We start from the raw sequence: 14,339 nt of genomic DNA, 5'->3' as shown, positions 1-14,339 counted from the left end.
CTGGAGTATTGCCCCATGACCAGACGCAAGCCATTCGACCGCCGTCGCCGCCGGTTTCTCAATCTGTCCGTCCTCGGAGCGGCATCGCTGCTGGTGTCGCGCGGAGCGCCGGCTCAGCCCGCCATCATCAAGCTGCCGAAAAAGATCACGCTGAAGGCGGCGACGATCACGCCCGAGAACTTTCCCTATGTCGACGGCTTCCGTTCCTGGAAGAACGCGATCGAGAGCCGCACCGGCGGCGACGTCGATTTCCAGATCTATCACACCGCCCAGCTCGGCGATGAGCGCACCATCAACGAGGGTATCCTCGCCGGCGCGATCCATATCGGCGTGGGGGCCGGCGCCTGGGCCGGCTTCGTGCCTGCCTACAACGTCGTCGAGCTGCCGTTCCTGATCCGCGACATGGCGCAGATGTACAGCCTCGCGGACGGCGCGCTCGGCGTAAAAATCGGAGAGCAGGCGGCGAGCAAGGGATTCAAGGTTCTCGCCTATTTCAGCGCCGGCGACCAGCATTTCCAGACGCGCAAGGCGCCGATCCAGAGCCTTGCAGATTTCAAGGGCGTCAAGATGCGCGTCATCCAGAACCGCGCGGTCATCGACGGCTTTCGTGCGCTCGGCGCCGTGCCGACGCCGCTGCCTTATCCGGAGATATACACGGCGCTCCAGCAAGGCACCGTGGATGGCACCGCCAACGATCTGCTGACCGTGACGCTCGCCAAATTCTACGAGGTCGTGAAATTCTTCACCTGGTCGAGCTATGTGGTCGAGCCACGCCCGGTGATCATGTCGAAGGCCTTCTTCGAAAGCCTGCCGGCGGACTTCCAGGCCGTGCTGAGCGACACGGCGCGGGAAGCCGCGGTAATCGAGCGCAAGGTGTTCGAGGATCGCACGGCAAGCGCCCGCGAGGAGGCCAAGAAGAACGGCATGACCTTCGTCGAGCTTTCCGACCGCGACAAGTGGGTCGAGGCGATGCGGCCGGTCTGGGAAGAATTCGGCAAGGCAACGCCAGGCGCGGCCGAGCTGATCAAGACCATCCAATCCTCCTGATGCTTCCGGGCCGCTCTCCGGCCCAAGGCGTTCCTGTCAACCTTCGATGGATATGATGACTGATCTCGTTTCATTTGCTCCCGGCGGCTATAACTTCATCCCCGGCGTATTCCAGTATTCCGCCGGCGTGCGCGCGGATGATGGTTTCGAAATTGTGCGCGTTCGGCTGCGCGAACCCCTTCCGCTGGCGCAGGCGATCCCCGTGGTCGAGGCGCATCTCGCAACGGAGCGGCGCTCGCCGGCCTCGTTCTGCGCCTGCGAGCTTCGCTCGCCTGCGCCATTCGCCGAGGACGGGTTCGCCGCGTTCAACCGGCAATATGTGGGTTTGCTCGACCGCTGGGGCCTGATCCGCGACGGCGTCAATCCCGTGGCACGGACCAATGTCTGCCCGAAGGTGGCGCCGCCCGGCGAAGTGAGCCTTTACGCCTTCTGCTATACGCGGCCGAAACTGGCCAGTGGCCCGGGAGGCTTCGTGGTGGCCGGCAGCGGCGAGGCGCCCGAGGGCCGCGGCAATTATCGCGACCACGCCATCCGTGTCGGCGATCGATCGGCGGAAGGATTGACCGCGAAAGCGCGCTGGGTGCTTGGCGAGATGGAACGCCGCATGACGGCGCTCGGTGCGGGATGGGCCGACACGACAGGCACGCATCTCTACACCGTCTACGACATTCACCCGTTCCTCGAAACCGAGATCGTCGCGCGCGGCGCCAGCCGGAGCGGCCTGAGCTGGCATTTCGCGCGGCCGCCCGTCGTTGACCTGGACTACGAGATGGATGTTCGCGGCGTCGGCTGCGAACTCGTGATCTGAGCCTTATCTCAGCCTTGGGCCACGCCAGCCGGAGCGATCCAATGTCGCGCAAGAATATCATCCTCACTGACCGCCTGATGCGGCCGATCGCGCACTTCTCGCACGCCGCCCGTGTCGGAAGCCTGGTTCATGTTGGCGCGGTCGCCGGCGTGTTTCCGGATTTGCGGCTGGCAGGCGACCAAGTCGGCCGGATCGACATGGCCGCGCAGGTGGAGCGGATGTTCGACAATCTCGCAACCACGCTGTCCCTGATGGGGGCGGAGCTTGCGGACCTCGTGCGGGTGAAAACCTACATTGCGTTTCCGCGCGACGTCGCGATCTATGCCCGGGCGTTTGCAGCGCGCTTCGCCGGCATAAAGATCGCGCATAGCGTGGTCGGATCGTGGGATTTTCCGCTGCCGCAGGCAGCGATCGAGCTCGACGCGGTCGCCGTCATTGATGGCGATGCGCGGGCGTTGCAGGCGCCGGGACAGGCATCAGTTCCAGGTGAAGCCGGCGGCGGGGTGCTCTGCGACGGTGTCCACTATGCGACCGCGCGCCCGATCGACATCGATGGCCAGGTCGGTTCGCACGACGGCAGGCAACAGGCGGTCGCTACGCTGCGCAATCTCGCCGCGATGCTCGCTGCGGCAGATCTCAAGCCCGCCGATGTTTGCAGCCTGCACCTGACGCTTGCCGATCTCCGCGAACGAGCGGTGGTCGATGAAGAGCTTCGGCGCTTCTTCGGCGATCGGCTGCCTGCCTGTACCTTCGTCGGGGCGCCGCTCGCTGCTGCGGACTGGCGCCTGACCATCGAGACGGTCGCCGTCAAAGGCGGCGGCCGTCCGATCGAGACCAGGTCCGCGCCGCTGCGTGCCGGCGTGTCGGCCCCCGCGATGCTGGCCGGCGATCTTCTCTTCATCGGAGGACAGCACGGTCTTGATCAGGAGTCGGCAGGTGACGTCGCACAGCAGACGCGGGCGGCCTGGGAGCGCGTCCACTCGCTGGTGGATGCGGCAGGCTTTCCGGTGGACTCGATCCTGCGCACCAACAACGTGCTGACCGATTGGCGCGACTACGCCGGCTTCAATGCAGGCTATGGCGCCAACGTGGCCGCCCCCTATGTGCCGCGTGCCACGGTGCTCGGCCAGCTGTCCGAAACCCGCGCGCGGGTACAGGTCGAGGCCGTCGCACATCGCCATGGCGATGCGGCCAGCATCCTGCAGGTCGCGCCGCCGCGAGCTGCATCCTAAAAAATTCCGGAGACAAACTTCATGAAGCGGCTTGAGGGCAAGATCGCGCTGGTCACGGGTGGCACGCGCGGCATCGGTGCGGCGATCGTGCGGGCTTTCCTGACGGAAGGGGCGACCGTGGCGTTTTCAGGCACCAGCAGCGGCAGCATCGCGCGAGCGGCCGCGTCGTTTGGCGCCGACGGGCCGCACCACGGCTTCCTTGCCGATCTTTCGCGGGACGGCGCGGCGTCCGATCTTGTCGATGTCGTAATCGAGCATTTCGGCCGTATCGATGTGCTGGTGAACAATGCCGGCATCGTCAGCCGCTTGAGCGAGTGGGAATTGACACCGGAGGAATGGGACCGCGTTCACGACGTCAATCTTCGCGCCGTCTTCTTCGCCGCGCGCGACGCCGCGCTCTCGATGCGGCGGAATGGCGGCGGCGCCATCATCAACATGTCCTCGATCGCGGGCCAGCATGGCGGGATCGCAGGCAGCCCCGCCTATGCCTCGTCCAAGGCCGCCGTGATCGGTCTCACCCGCTCGCTGGCTCGCCGGTTCGCGCCGCACGGCATCCGCGTCAACTGCCTTGCGCCGGCCGACATCGAGACCGATGCGACCGCCAACTGGCCGCAGGAGCTGCGCGACAAGCTCAATGCGATGACGCCGCTCGGCCGCTTCGGCGATGTCGAGGAGGTCTCGGGCGCAGCCGTATTCCTCGCTTCGCGCGAGGCCAGCTTCGTCACCGGCCAGACGCTTGCCATCAATGGCGGCGCCTATATGCAGTGACCTGCGTTCAATCCTCGGGCGGCTGGTTGGCCTCGATCCTGACCTGCTCGACGAATTTTTCGACCGCGAGCGGCAAGCGCCGATCGGCCAGCACGCAGATGTCATGGGAGGTTCGCTGAAACGTCTTTTCCGCGATCGGGATGCTCACCAGCACCCGGCGGTCGAGTTCGCGCCGGATCGGCAGGCTCGGCAGGAACGTCACGCCGCCGCCGTAGCGTGCAAAGCCCTTCAGCGCTTCGATCGAATTGCTCACCAGCATGGGAGACAGCCGCAGTTTCTCGGCGCTGACCGCCGCATCGATCAGGCGGCGAATGCCGAAGCTCTTTTCCGGAATGCCGACGGCGTGGCGCAGGATTTCGGGGAGTTCGAGCATCTCGGCTTCCGCCAGCGGATGACCGGGTGCCATCACGGCGCAGAGGGGATCGCGGATCTGTGCCGCGAAGCTCAACTGCTCGTCCGGTTCGGCTTGGAAGACGAGGCCGATGTCGGCGGTTCCTTCCGACAGGCACCGCGCGACCGCCCCCGTTCCGGCCATCGCCAGCTCGTAGGTGACGCCGGGATATTTGCGGCGGAACGCCGCGATCGAGCGGTTGAGCAAATAGGCGATCAACCCTTCCGTCGACATGATGCGGATGTGACCGCGGTTGAGGCCGCGCAGGGAATCGATCTCGCCGCGGACGCGCTCGACATCCAGAAGGAAGTTGCGCGAGAAGCGGGCGAGGACTTCGGCCGCTTCGGTCGGCGCAACGCCGCGCGGCAGCCGTTCGAACAGCGGCATGCCCACCATGTGCTCCAGCCGGAGAATTTGCCTGCTCACCGCCGACGGCGCCACGTTGAGGGTCGAGGATGCCTGGCGGATGGAGCGGAGCCGATAAACCTCGCGGAAATAGCGGATCAGCGTGGATTCAATGTTCATTGCGTTGCCTCAACGGCAACATTCTTGCAGAAAGCGGCCCTCGACGGCAACCCACTTTCCGGCGTTCCGTCCCCGCGTTCGCATGCTGAGGTAGATCGCAAGCGCCCCTGCAATCCCGCCGACGCCTCGACCAGCTCGTTGCCCGTCCGGCAACACACCGCACAAAAGATTGATCTTGTGAGAACGAGGCTGCCTTCGCAAGCTGCCCGCAAATAACGCCTGGAGGAATGCGATGGATCACCGTCGGAAGAGGGGAAGCGCAAGGCGCGCGTTGCTGCGTGGCTTTGCGGGAGGCTGCTTCGCCCTGTTGCTCGGCGGCGCCGTGCTGGGGACATCCGCGGCACATGCCGAGCAGGTGGTCCGCATCGGGGCGCTCTATCCGCTGTCCGGCGCGGTCGCGAAATCGGGCGAGGATACCCTTAACGCCGTCAAGCTCGCCGTCGACGTGATCAACGGCAAGTATCCTGACAGCCATCTGCCGTTCGCCAAGCCCGGCGGATTGCCGGGCCTCGGCGGCGCCAGGATCGAGCTTGTGGCTGCCGACCATCAGGCATCGCCCGAAGTGGGCGCCGCTGAAGCCGAACGGATGATCACCCAGCAGAAGGTCGCTGCGCTGATCGGCACGTTTCTCAGCTCCGTGGCCGCGACGGTGGCGCAGGTCGCCGAGCGGAACGAGGTCCCGTTCCTCATCGCCGAAGCTGAGGCCACGCCACTCACCGAGCGCGGCTACAAATGGCTGTTCCGGACGACGCCGACGTCGCGCGAGCAAGCCAGGGATTTCTTCCTGTTCCTGCGCGATCTGAACGCGACGCGCGAGCAGAAGATCAAGACGATTGCCGTCGTTCACGAGAACACGCTGTGGGGACAGGAATTCGGCACCTCGATGGAGGGCTATTTCAAGGAGTTTCCCGAATTCACGCTGGCGGCGAATATCGGCTATCAGCAAGGCACGACCGACGTTACCAGCGAAGTGCAGCGGCTGATCCGGCTGAAGCCCGACGTCGTCGTCCATGCTTCCTATGACGCCGAAGCCATCCTGTTCGCAAAGACCTACCGACAGTTCAACTTCGCGCCCCAGGGCGTGCTTGCGATCGGTGCGGCGTTCAGCTCCACCGCGTTCCGCAACGCGCTGAAGGACGATGCGAACTATTTCCTGGTTCGCGAACACTGGGCGCTCGACCTTGCCGGAAAGAATCCGCTGACCGCCGAGGTCGGAAAGCTGTATCAGGACCGTTACAACAAGGCGATGGACGGCACGCCGGCGCGCGCCTTCCTTGCGATGATGACGCTGGCGGATGCAATCAACCGCGCCGGCTCGACCGAACCGGCGGCCATCCAGAAAGCGCTGCAGGCGACTGATCTGCCGCCGTCCAGCCTGATCATGCCCTGGGACGGCGTCAAGTTCGACGCCAAGGGGCAGAACACCAAGGCGCGCGGCATCTTTGTCCAGACGCTTCAGGGCAAGCCCGTGACGGTATGGCCATTCAATATCGCACAGGCGAAGCTGGTGTGGCCGAAGCCGGCTTCCGAGTGACGCGGCGCTACGCCCTTTTGCAGGAATCAAGATAGCCAATGACCGTTGAACTGCTGATCCAGCTTCTGGTGAGCGGCCTCGGCATGGGATTCATCTTCGCGCTGATCGCGATCGGTCTCGCCCTGATCTACGGCGTGATGGGTGTCGTGAACTTCGCCCACGGCGAATTCCTCATGCTCAGCATGTACGCGACCTATTTTGCGTTCGCGCTGGGCGGCCTCGATCCGCTGGTCAGTCTGCCATTCGTTGCGCTCGCCATGTTCGGCTTTGGCGTGGCCGTCTACTACCTGCTGATGCGCAAGGTGATCGGCGGCGCGACCCATGCCGAGATCTTCGCGACCTTCGGCCTGATGGTATTCATGCAGGCTGCCGCGCAATTCCTGTTCGGTGCCGACTATTTTTCGATCGACCACAGCCTGTTGAGCGGCTCATGGCGGGTCGGCGGCATCACGCTGCCGATGCCGCAGATCGCGGCCGCCGCCGGCGCCCTGATCTGTACCGCAGGTCTCTATGCGCTGGTGTTCAGGACCGAGCTCGGTCGCGCGCTTCGCGCGGTGTCGCAGGACCGGGTAGCGGCACTCACGATGGGCATCGACGCCGACCGGATCAATGCGCTCTCCTGGGGGTTGGCGTCGGCCTGCGTCGGTGTCGCGGGCTCGCTGCTTGCCAACTTCTACTACGTGTTCCCGCGCGTGGGCGCAGTCTTCGTGCTCATTGCCTATGTGACGGTGGCGCTGGGCGGCTTCGGCTCGATGAGCGGCGCGCTGGTCGCCGGCGTCATCATCGGCGTGCTGCAGGTGATATCGGGGCTGTTCGTCGCATCCACCCTGAAATTCGTCCCTGTCTATGTGCTGTATCTCGCCGTGGTGCTGCTGCGGCCACGAGGATTGCTGGGCCGGCTATGAACCAGACGTCGCGAGCGATCCCCGTTGCCGGCCTGCGTCCCACATCCTCGATGGGCCACGCTGTCGCCTTCGCCGTCCTGGCTGCGATCTTGTTGCTGCTCCCGCTTGCGCTCGGTGGCCGTCCGTTCGAGTTGCGGCTGCTGACCATCATCTTCCTCTACGCGACGATGGGGCAGGCCTGGAATATCCTCGGCGGCTATGCCGGCCAGACATCCCTCGGCCACGGCCTGTTCTTCGGGCTTGGCGCCTATACCTCGACCGTCGCCGCGGTGACGTTCGGGCTCAATCCCTGGCTGGGCGCCGTGCTCGCCGTTCTCGTATCGGGCGCGGCCGGTTGGCTGATCGGCCTGCCGTGCTTCCGGCTCCGGAGCCATTACTTCGTGATCGCGACGCTGATCGTGGCCGAATCCGTTCATCTGCTGTTTTCCGAGTGGTCCTTTGTCGGCGCGGCGATCGGGCTCGAGCTGCCGATCCGCCCGGCCGGCTGGCTCAATTTCGAATTCCACCGCAACAAGGTGCCTTACTACTATATCGCGCTCGCGATGCTGACGTCGGTGACATTGTTCGTAGTCTGGATGGAGCGCTCCAAGATCGGGCATGTCCTGAAGGCGATCCGTGACGACGAGGACGCCGCGCGCAGCCTCGGCTTTTCGCCGCTGCGCTTCAAGTTGATCGCGATGGTGATCAGCGCCGGCATCCTCGGATTCTGCGGCACGTTTTATGCGCAATATGTGCTGCTGATCGATCCGCCGAGCGTCCTGTCTCCGTCGATCTCCGTCGTCATCGCGCTGATTGCGATCTTTGGCGGCATCGGCACCGTGGCCGGCCCGATCATCGGCAGCGTGGTGCTCGTGACCATCTCGGAATATTCGCGGATCTATTTTTCGGGCGGTGGTCGCAACCTGGATCTGCTGATCTATGGCGCGCTGATCATGCTGGTCGCGGCCTATTGTCCCGGTGGCATCATGAGCCTTGTGCGTCGTGTCTACGCGCGCAATCGAAAGGCCTGAGATGGAAGCGGTCCTCGAGGTTCGCGACGTGTCGGTGCGCTTCGGCGGCCTCAATGCGCTGAGCGAGGTGTCCTTTGCGGTGCGCAGGAACGAGATCCTCGGCATCGTCGGCCCGAACGGCGCCGGAAAATCGACGCTGTTCGGCGTGATCTGCGGCGACGTCCCACGCAACACCGGAGACGTGCTGCTGAGCGGCAAGTCGCTGGGAACACGGTCATCGCACGAGATCGCCCGCCTGGGGCTCGTTCGCACCTTTCAGACGCCGCGTCCATTCTCGAGCATGAGCTTCGTCGAAAACGCCACCATCGCGGCGCTGACCCGGACCAATGATGTGAGGGCGGCGCGCGTCGAGGCCGAGCAGGCGATCGCGCGGGTCGGTCTTTCGCATTGCCTGGACCGGCCGTCGTCGGGGGCGAGCACGGGTCAGCGCAAGCGGCTCGATATCGCGCGCGCCTTGACGACGCGGCCGCAGGTGCTGCTGCTCGACGAGCCGCTCGGCGGCGTCGATCCGGGCAGCATCGCGGAGGTGCTGGACATGCTTCGCCAGATTCGCGACCAGGGCACCACGCTGGTGGTGATCGAGCACAATCTCGAGGCGCTGACCGGCATCGCCGACCGTCTCATTGCCATGACGCTGGGGCGCAAGATCGCCGACGGGCCGGCGCAGGAAGTGATGCGCGACGAGCGGCTGATACGCGCCTATCTGGGGGACGACGATGTCGCTGCTTGAGACGCGGGAGATCGGCGTCGCGCTCGGCGACGTGCAGGTGCTGTGGAATGCCTCGATCCGCGTCGAGCCCGGCGAGATCGTCTGCCTGCTTGGACCCAACGGATCGGGCAAGAGCACCTTGATGAATGCGGTTTCCCGGCTGAACAGGCTGGTGTCCGGCGAAATATGGTTCGACGGCCATGCGCTGCATGCGTTGCCGGCGCACAGGATCAGCCGGCTCGGCGTCAGCCATGTGCTCGAGCGGCACCGCCTGTTTCCCTACATGACCGTTCTTGAGAATCTGCTGCTGGGGGCCGGCCCGAAGCCGGATCCGCAGATGCTCAAGCGACGCTTCGAGCGGGTGTATGAACTTTTCCCGCGCCTGAAGGAGCGCGAGCGGCAGGTCGCCAATTCGATGTCCGGCGGCGAGCAGCAGATGTGCGCGATCGGACGCGGGCTGATGGGCGATCCGAGACTGCTTCTGGTGGACGAGCCGTTCATCGGCCTGTCGCCGCGCTTCCGCGATGAAGTCACCAGGGCGCTGCTGCAGCTCAACCGCGAAGGTCTCGCTATCCTCATCATCGAGCAGAATGTCCGCCAGGCGCTCGCCTTCAGCCATCGCGCCTATGTGCTGAAGGCCGGGCAGGTGGCCCTCTCCGGACCTAGCACCGAGCTTCTGGGCAGCGCAGCGCTCGAGGAAATCTTCTTTGGCCGCGCCAGGTCCTCCCCAGAACCGGCCCCGGCGCACCATCGATAGCCCGATAAATCACCACGAGGAAAGACCATGCCAAAGCTCAAATTCAGCTTCGCCCGCGGCGGACAGTTCACAGCCAACGTGATGGCGGACAAGGCGCCCAAGACCTGGGAAGCCATCCGCGCGCATCTGCCGGTCACCGTCAAGGCGTACAATGCGCGCTGGACCGGCCGCGAGACCCATACCAAGCTCGATCTTCCGAACAAGCCGCCGCGGGAAAACCAGATCCTCAACGCAGCACTCGGCGACATCATCTATGCCTGCGAATGGTCGGATCGCGATGTGACCGGCTTCGAGGCGATCGGCTGGTTCTACGGCACCGAAACCGTGCGTGACTGGCGCGGGGAATCGCGCGTCAACCTTTTCGCGCGGGTGGATCAGAGCGAGTGGGCCTTCCTCGAAGAGGTCGGATTGCGGACCTGGCGCGAGGGCGGTGAGGATTGCACGATCAGCATCGTTGCCGAGTGAAGGCCGTGGGACGCGCCTTCGCCTGCTTCGAGCTTCGGCGAAGGCGGTCTTCTCGACGGCGGAAAATCCTCCGCCTGGCTGCGGTTCATCCTTCAGGCGCCCGCGGCCAGATGGCTGAATGACCCGTCGAAAATCCGGTCAGCCATGACCTGGCAGCGCTTGATCAGCCGGTGCTCGTCGGCGGTGTAGTCCGGCTTGGCATTGTGGAGCGTTGCGATGTTGTCCCACATCAGGACGTCGCCTTCGCTCCAGCGATGTACGTAGCGGAATCGCGTATCGAGCTGATGCTCGAACAGGAACCTCAGCATCTCCTCGCTTTCGCGCTCGCTCCAGCCATTGATCCTGATCGTGTATCCGGGATTGGCATAAAGCGCCGTGCGGCCGCTGATCGGGTGCTTCAGGAAGACCGGATGGGAAACCGGCGGCTTCTGACGGCGCTGCTCCTCGGTCAGCGGCGGGCGCGTGCTGCCGGGACGGCGCCGCATCTCTTCCCAGAACTTGTTGAAGTCGTGCAGTGCGGTCGCACCTTGAAGTCGCGCGCGGACGTCTTCAGGCAGGCCGTCATAGGCCGCGTACATGTCTGCGAACTCGGTGTTGCCGAGCGGCTCTCCGTTCCGGCGCGGCACCTGGATGGCATAGAGCACGTTCGCGAACGCGATGTCCCTGCTGTAGGACATGTCGGTGTGCCAGTCCTGGCCGGCGTCTGCCAGGCCGATCGGCTTGCCGTCGACCTTGATGTTGGAGAGGATCATCACCTCGGGATGACCCGGCTCCTGGTAGTTGTTGGCGACGTTGATCTCCAGCGAACCGAAGCGGGCGCTGAAGGCCTTGAGCTCGGCGGCGCCGAGCTTCTGCCGCGGAAACCAGATCACGCCATGCCGCGCCAGCGCATGGAGGACGACAGCGAAATCGCGATCGCTCAGGCGATGTGCAAGATCGACGTCGGTGATTTCCGCGCCAAGGCTGTTCTTGTTGGGGCTGATCTTGACCACGACGCTTCTCCCGCGCTTTTGAAGGGTTACTCCGCGCAATATGGGCGAAATTCGCCGCGCCCGGAGGGGACGGCTCGGAATCACGGTGTTTCCAATTCGGAAACAAGCCTCAGGCACGCCGCTCGCCGCGGCGTGGCGGCGCGGTCCAGCTCGTCTTCCCCTTGAGCCAGCCGTGCAGATGCTCGAGAAACAGCGAGACCCGTAGCGGAAGGTCGCGCCGCGTATAGACCGCCCTGATCTCGAGGCTGGTCGGAATATACTCCGCCATCACTACGCGCAGCCCGCCGCTGCGTATGTCGTCGTCCACCATGTACATCGGATGCATCGAGATTCCCGCGCCAACAAGGGCCGCGGAGCGGATCGCGTCGCCGAAATTGGACGACAGCGATCCGGAGACGCGAACGCGGAAAGCGTCCGCGCCGCGGCGGAATTGCCAGATGCCGGTCGGCGCCTTGACGCTGTGCACGAGGCAATTGTGCTGGGCGAGGTCTCTCGGCGCCTTCGGCATGCCGCGGCGATCGAGATAGGAGGGTGCGGCGACGAGCACCTGGGGAACATGCATCAACAGGCGCGAGATCATGCTGGCGTCGCGCAGGGCGTGCGCGATCCGTATCGAAAAATCGAGCCCGCTCTTGACGATATCGAGCGAACCGTCGTCATTGGAGAGGGCGATCCGGATGTCGGGATAGGTCGATCTGAAGGCCTCGATCGCCGGAACGAGGTGGAAGGTACCGAAGGAGGGCGGCGTTCCGATGCGAATCGTGCCGCTGGGAGCCGATCTGGTCGAGCGGATGCCGAGCTTGAGCGCCTCGAAATCGTCGAGCAGGCGGGCGCCGTCGGCGAGCAGGGCCGCGCCGGCGTCAGTGAGGTTCACCGCATGCGTCGTCCGGTCGAACAGTCGCACCTTGAGCGTGGCCTCGAGCGCCGCCACCTGCTTGGTCACGCTGGCGCGCGAGACCCGGAGCCGTGAGGCGGCCGCGCTGAAGCTGCGGGCGTCGGCCACGGCGATGAAGGTGCGGATCAGGTGCAGGCGGTCCATCGGTCGGCCTTCCGTGGTCGTGAGGGCGGCATCGGGAATTCCTGATTCCGTCGCGCCGCAGGCGGATCGCAGGGCCAAATCGGAAAACGGACGTCGCCCATGGATTTGAGACAGATACAGTACTTTGTCGCGCTCTACGAAGAAAAGAGCATCACCAAGGCCGCCCGCCGCCTTCACGTGGTTCAGCCCGCGGTTAGCATGCAGATCCGCCGTCTCGAGGCAGACTATGGCGTGAAGCTGTTCGACCGGACGCCGCATGGCGTCAATCCGAATGCGCATGCGCGCGCGCTCTATCCGCTGTGCCGCGAGACGTTGCTCAATGCGGAGCGGCTGCGCACCATGCTGCGCGAGAGCTCCGATCAGCTTGCGGGCGAATTGGTCGTCGGCGTGCCGCCCTCGCTGGCGCTCGGCAGCCTCGGCCGGACGCTCGCTGAGTTTCATGACCAGAATCCGGGGCTGCAGCTTCGCGTGCATGAAGGCTACAGCGCCAACCTGCTCGACTGGCTGATCCAGGGCGAGCTCGATTTTGCGTTCGTGAACTTCGTGGACGGTGAGCGCCGGCTGAGCTACCGGCACCTCGCGACCGAGGAACTCGTGGTCGTGATCGGCCATGACACGCCCTGGTCCGGCGAGACCATCAGCGGCACGGATCTCGCCAGCTTCAAGATGATCGCGGCTTCGCCGCGCAATTCGCTGCGCATGATCATCGAGGCGCATTTTGCCCAGGTCGGCATCGAGCTCAACGGAGCCATCGAGGTCGATTCGCTGGTCGCTATCTGCAACATGGTGCAGCGGCCCAACTGGGCCTCGATCCTGCCGCGCTCCGCGGTCCCCTCCGGCGGCATTCCGGCCGCGCCGCGCGTGTTGCGGCTGGTCGATCCGAAGATCACCCGCAGCCTTACGGTCGCCCACCAGCCTCAGCATGAGCCATCGGCGGCGGGCGAGCTGTTCATCGAATTCGTAAGCCGGTCGCTGCGCGACCAGCTTGCAGGAGGCGCCGAGGGCTGATGCCGGCAGACCGGACCCGTTCCGCGACAGCGATAACGGGGCGTGATGGCAAGCATCACCGAAAATTTCTGTTTTGTGCCCGATGTCATCCTACTGTGCGCCCCGCAATCGGTTGGTGCGAATGGGAGACAGCATGCGGCCTCGTTTCGGCAAGCTCGTCGCGATGGCTGCTCTGGGCGCGGCGTTCCTTGCCGGCACGGGGCTGCTCGCTGCGCCGCAGGCCGGTGCGCAATCGGCAAGCGACACATTTCCCGACCGGCCGATCCGGATCATCGTGCCGTTCCCGGCGGGTGGCTCGGTCGATACCGTCGGTCGTGTCGTGGCGCACGGCCTGAACCAGAAATGGGGCCAGCCCGTCATCGTGGAGAACCGGCCCGGCGCTTCGACGATGATCGGATCCGCCGCCGTCGCCAAGGCGAGCCCCGACGGCTACACGCTGCTTGTCGCGGTCAGCAATCACACCACGAACGCGGCGCTCTATTCCAAGGTTCCCTATGACGCGCTGACGGACTTTGCCCCGATCACGCTGCTCGCGCAGACGCCGGTCGTCCTGTTCGCCTATCCGGGCTTGCCTGCGAACACGCTCAAGGAGCTGGTCGAGCTTGCGCGGAAGAAGCCGGGCGAACTGAACTTCGGCTCGGCCGGGGTGGGCAGCATGACCCATCTCACCGCCGAATTGCTGAAGCTGCGCGCCGGCATCGACATCACCCACGTGCCTTATCGCGGCGGCACGCCAGCGATGAACGATCTCATCGCCGGCCATGTGCCGCTGCAGTTTGCGACCGTTGCTCAAGGCTTGTCGCAATACCAGGCCGGACAGATCAAGGCGCTCGGCATCTCGTCAGCGGCCCGCTATCCGTCGATGCCCGACGTGCCGACTTTTGCCGAACAGGGATTCGATGTCGTCACCACCGAATGGTACGGCTTGCTCGCGCCGGCCGGCACGCCGGCGCCGCTCATCGCCAGGCTCAACGCGGCGGTGAACGAGAGCCTCAAGGCGCCGGAACTGCGCAGCCGGCTGTCGATCATCGATGTCGTGGGATCAACGCCACAGGCGCTCGACGGCTTCATTCGTGCCGAATCCGGCCGCTGGCAGCCGCTGATCCATCAGCTTGGCCTCAAGGCAGACTGACGTCACGCGCACGCGGA

The 14,339-nt window shown here is 64.9% G+C and carries 15 protein-coding genes; 12 read left to right on the top strand and 3 right to left on the bottom strand.

Going from position 1 to position 14,339, the window contains the following annotated elements:
- The first annotated feature begins 15 nt into the window (after positions 1-15).
- From QOU61_RS31955 to QOU61_RS31940, 4 genes are read left to right on the top strand one after another with little or no spacing between them, the layout of a single operon-like run.
- Positions 16-1,047, top strand: a complete 1,032-nt coding sequence (locus tag QOU61_RS31955) for a TRAP transporter substrate-binding protein (RefSeq protein ID WP_289655165.1) — start codon at positions 16-18, stop codon at positions 1,045-1,047.
- Between the two features lie 55 nt (positions 1,048-1,102).
- The gene (gene cnbZ / locus QOU61_RS31950) at positions 1,103-1,855 is read left to right on the top strand and encodes a 2-amino-5-chloromuconate deaminase CnbZ (RefSeq protein ID WP_289655164.1); all 753 of its coding nucleotides are present in this window, start codon (positions 1,103-1,105) and stop codon (positions 1,853-1,855) included.
- 41 nt (positions 1,856-1,896) lie between these two features.
- A complete protein-coding gene (locus QOU61_RS31945) occupies positions 1,897-3,087 on the top strand; it encodes a Rid family hydrolase (RefSeq protein ID WP_289655163.1) in 1,191 nt (396 codons plus the stop codon).
- A gap of 21 nt (positions 3,088-3,108) precedes the next feature.
- Positions 3,109-3,855, top strand: a complete 747-nt coding sequence (locus tag QOU61_RS31940) for an SDR family NAD(P)-dependent oxidoreductase (RefSeq protein WP_289655162.1) — start codon at positions 3,109-3,111, stop codon at positions 3,853-3,855.
- Positions 3,856-3,862: 7 nt separating this feature from the next.
- Here QOU61_RS31940 and QOU61_RS31935 read toward each other — a convergent pair whose 3' ends face one another.
- Positions 3,863-4,771 carry a LysR family transcriptional regulator gene (locus tag QOU61_RS31935; protein ID WP_289655161.1) on the bottom strand — a complete coding sequence of 303 codons (909 nt, stop codon included), beginning with the start codon at positions 4,769-4,771 and terminating at the stop codon, positions 3,863-3,865.
- A gap of 232 nt (positions 4,772-5,003) precedes the next feature.
- On the opposite strand from QOU61_RS31935, the gene QOU61_RS31930 reads away from it, so the two are divergent.
- Genes QOU61_RS31930 through QOU61_RS31905 form a run of 6 tightly spaced genes read left to right on the top strand, consistent with a single transcriptional unit; the run spans position 5,004 to position 10,151 of the window.
- Positions 5,004-6,305 (top strand): ABC transporter substrate-binding protein, encoded by a 1,302-nt coding sequence (locus QOU61_RS31930; protein WP_289655160.1) that lies wholly within the window; start codon positions 5,004-5,006, stop codon positions 6,303-6,305.
- 38 nt (positions 6,306-6,343) lie between these two features.
- On the top strand, positions 6,344-7,210 hold the full coding sequence (locus tag QOU61_RS31925; protein ID WP_289655159.1) for a branched-chain amino acid ABC transporter permease: 867 nt from the start codon (positions 6,344-6,346) through the stop codon (positions 7,208-7,210).
- Positions 7,207-8,220 (top strand): branched-chain amino acid ABC transporter permease, encoded by a 1,014-nt coding sequence (locus QOU61_RS31920; protein WP_289655158.1) that lies wholly within the window; start codon positions 7,207-7,209, stop codon positions 8,218-8,220. The genes QOU61_RS31925 and QOU61_RS31920 overlap by 4 nt, the downstream gene beginning before the upstream one ends.
- A 1-nt stretch (position 8,221) precedes the next feature.
- Positions 8,222-8,950, top strand: coding sequence for an ABC transporter ATP-binding protein (locus QOU61_RS31915; RefSeq protein WP_289655157.1), 729 nt, complete (start codon positions 8,222-8,224; stop codon positions 8,948-8,950).
- Positions 8,937-9,686, top strand: coding sequence for an ABC transporter ATP-binding protein (locus QOU61_RS31910; RefSeq protein ID WP_289655156.1), 750 nt, complete (start codon positions 8,937-8,939; stop codon positions 9,684-9,686). Before QOU61_RS31915 ends, QOU61_RS31910 begins: the two co-directional genes overlap by 14 nt.
- A gap of 27 nt (positions 9,687-9,713) precedes the next feature.
- Complete coding sequence (locus tag QOU61_RS31905; RefSeq protein WP_289655155.1) at positions 9,714-10,151, top strand: DUF3830 family protein; 438 nt, start codon at positions 9,714-9,716, stop codon at positions 10,149-10,151.
- Between the two features lie 92 nt (positions 10,152-10,243).
- Here the strand turns inward: QOU61_RS31905 and QOU61_RS31900 are convergent, their stop codons facing one another.
- On the bottom strand, positions 10,244-11,143 hold the full coding sequence (locus tag QOU61_RS31900) for a TauD/TfdA dioxygenase family protein (RefSeq protein ID WP_289655154.1): 900 nt from the start codon (positions 11,141-11,143) through the stop codon (positions 10,244-10,246).
- 109 nt (positions 11,144-11,252) lie between these two features.
- Complete coding sequence (locus QOU61_RS31895) at positions 11,253-12,182, bottom strand: LysR family transcriptional regulator (RefSeq protein ID WP_289655153.1); 930 nt, start codon at positions 12,180-12,182, stop codon at positions 11,253-11,255.
- A gap of 99 nt (positions 12,183-12,281) precedes the next feature.
- Here QOU61_RS31895 and QOU61_RS31890 point away from each other — a divergent pair, with 99 nt between their 5' ends.
- Together QOU61_RS31890 and QOU61_RS31885 are read left to right on the top strand one after the other, a co-directional pair.
- Positions 12,282-13,190, top strand: a complete 909-nt coding sequence (locus QOU61_RS31890; RefSeq protein WP_289655152.1) for a LysR family transcriptional regulator — start codon at positions 12,282-12,284, stop codon at positions 13,188-13,190.
- A 133-nt stretch (positions 13,191-13,323) separates the two neighbouring features.
- Entirely contained in the window at positions 13,324-14,322 is a 999-nt protein-coding gene (locus tag QOU61_RS31885) for a tripartite tricarboxylate transporter substrate binding protein (RefSeq protein WP_289655151.1), read from the top strand.
- The last annotated feature ends 17 nt before the right edge of the window (positions 14,323-14,339 follow it).

The sequence above is a fragment of the Bradyrhizobium sp. NP1 genome, from assembly GCF_030378205.1.
Taxonomy (GTDB): Bacteria; Pseudomonadota; Alphaproteobacteria; order Rhizobiales; family Xanthobacteraceae; genus Bradyrhizobium.
Note: the sequence above shows the minus strand (reverse complement) of the source record. Positions and strands in the feature narration are given on the sequence as shown.

Bases quoted from the DNA above. Each gene is read 5' to 3' on its own strand.
- QOU61_RS31945 (WP_289655163.1), top strand. From the start codon at position 1,897: ATGTCGCGCAAGAATATCATCCTCACTGACCGCCTGATGCGGCCGATC.
- QOU61_RS31925 (WP_289655159.1), top strand. From the start codon at position 6,344: ATGACCGTTGAACTGCTGATCCAGCTTCTGGTGAGCGGCCTCGGCATG.
- QOU61_RS31890 (WP_289655152.1), top strand. From the start codon at position 12,282: ATGGATTTGAGACAGATACAGTACTTTGTCGCGCTCTACGAAGAAAAG.
- QOU61_RS31920 (WP_289655158.1), top strand. From the start codon at position 7,207: ATGAACCAGACGTCGCGAGCGATCCCCGTTGCCGGCCTGCGTCCCACA.
- QOU61_RS31885 (WP_289655151.1), top strand. From the start codon at position 13,324: ATGCGGCCTCGTTTCGGCAAGCTCGTCGCGATGGCTGCTCTGGGCGCG.
- QOU61_RS31895 (WP_289655153.1), bottom strand. From the start codon at position 12,182: ATGGACCGCCTGCACCTGATCCGCACCTTCATCGCCGTGGCCGACGCC.
- QOU61_RS31905 (WP_289655155.1), top strand. From the start codon at position 9,714: ATGCCAAAGCTCAAATTCAGCTTCGCCCGCGGCGGACAGTTCACAGCC.
- QOU61_RS31930 (WP_289655160.1), top strand. From the start codon at position 5,004: ATGGATCACCGTCGGAAGAGGGGAAGCGCAAGGCGCGCGTTGCTGCGT.
- QOU61_RS31940 (WP_289655162.1), top strand. From the start codon at position 3,109: ATGAAGCGGCTTGAGGGCAAGATCGCGCTGGTCACGGGTGGCACGCGC.
- QOU61_RS31935 (WP_289655161.1), bottom strand. From the start codon at position 4,771: ATGAACATTGAATCCACGCTGATCCGCTATTTCCGCGAGGTTTATCGG.
- cnbZ (WP_289655164.1), top strand. From the start codon at position 1,103: ATGACTGATCTCGTTTCATTTGCTCCCGGCGGCTATAACTTCATCCCC.
- QOU61_RS31915 (WP_289655157.1), top strand. From the start codon at position 8,222: ATGGAAGCGGTCCTCGAGGTTCGCGACGTGTCGGTGCGCTTCGGCGGC.
- QOU61_RS31910 (WP_289655156.1), top strand. From the start codon at position 8,937: ATGTCGCTGCTTGAGACGCGGGAGATCGGCGTCGCGCTCGGCGACGTG.
- QOU61_RS31955 (WP_289655165.1), top strand. From the start codon at position 16: ATGACCAGACGCAAGCCATTCGACCGCCGTCGCCGCCGGTTTCTCAAT.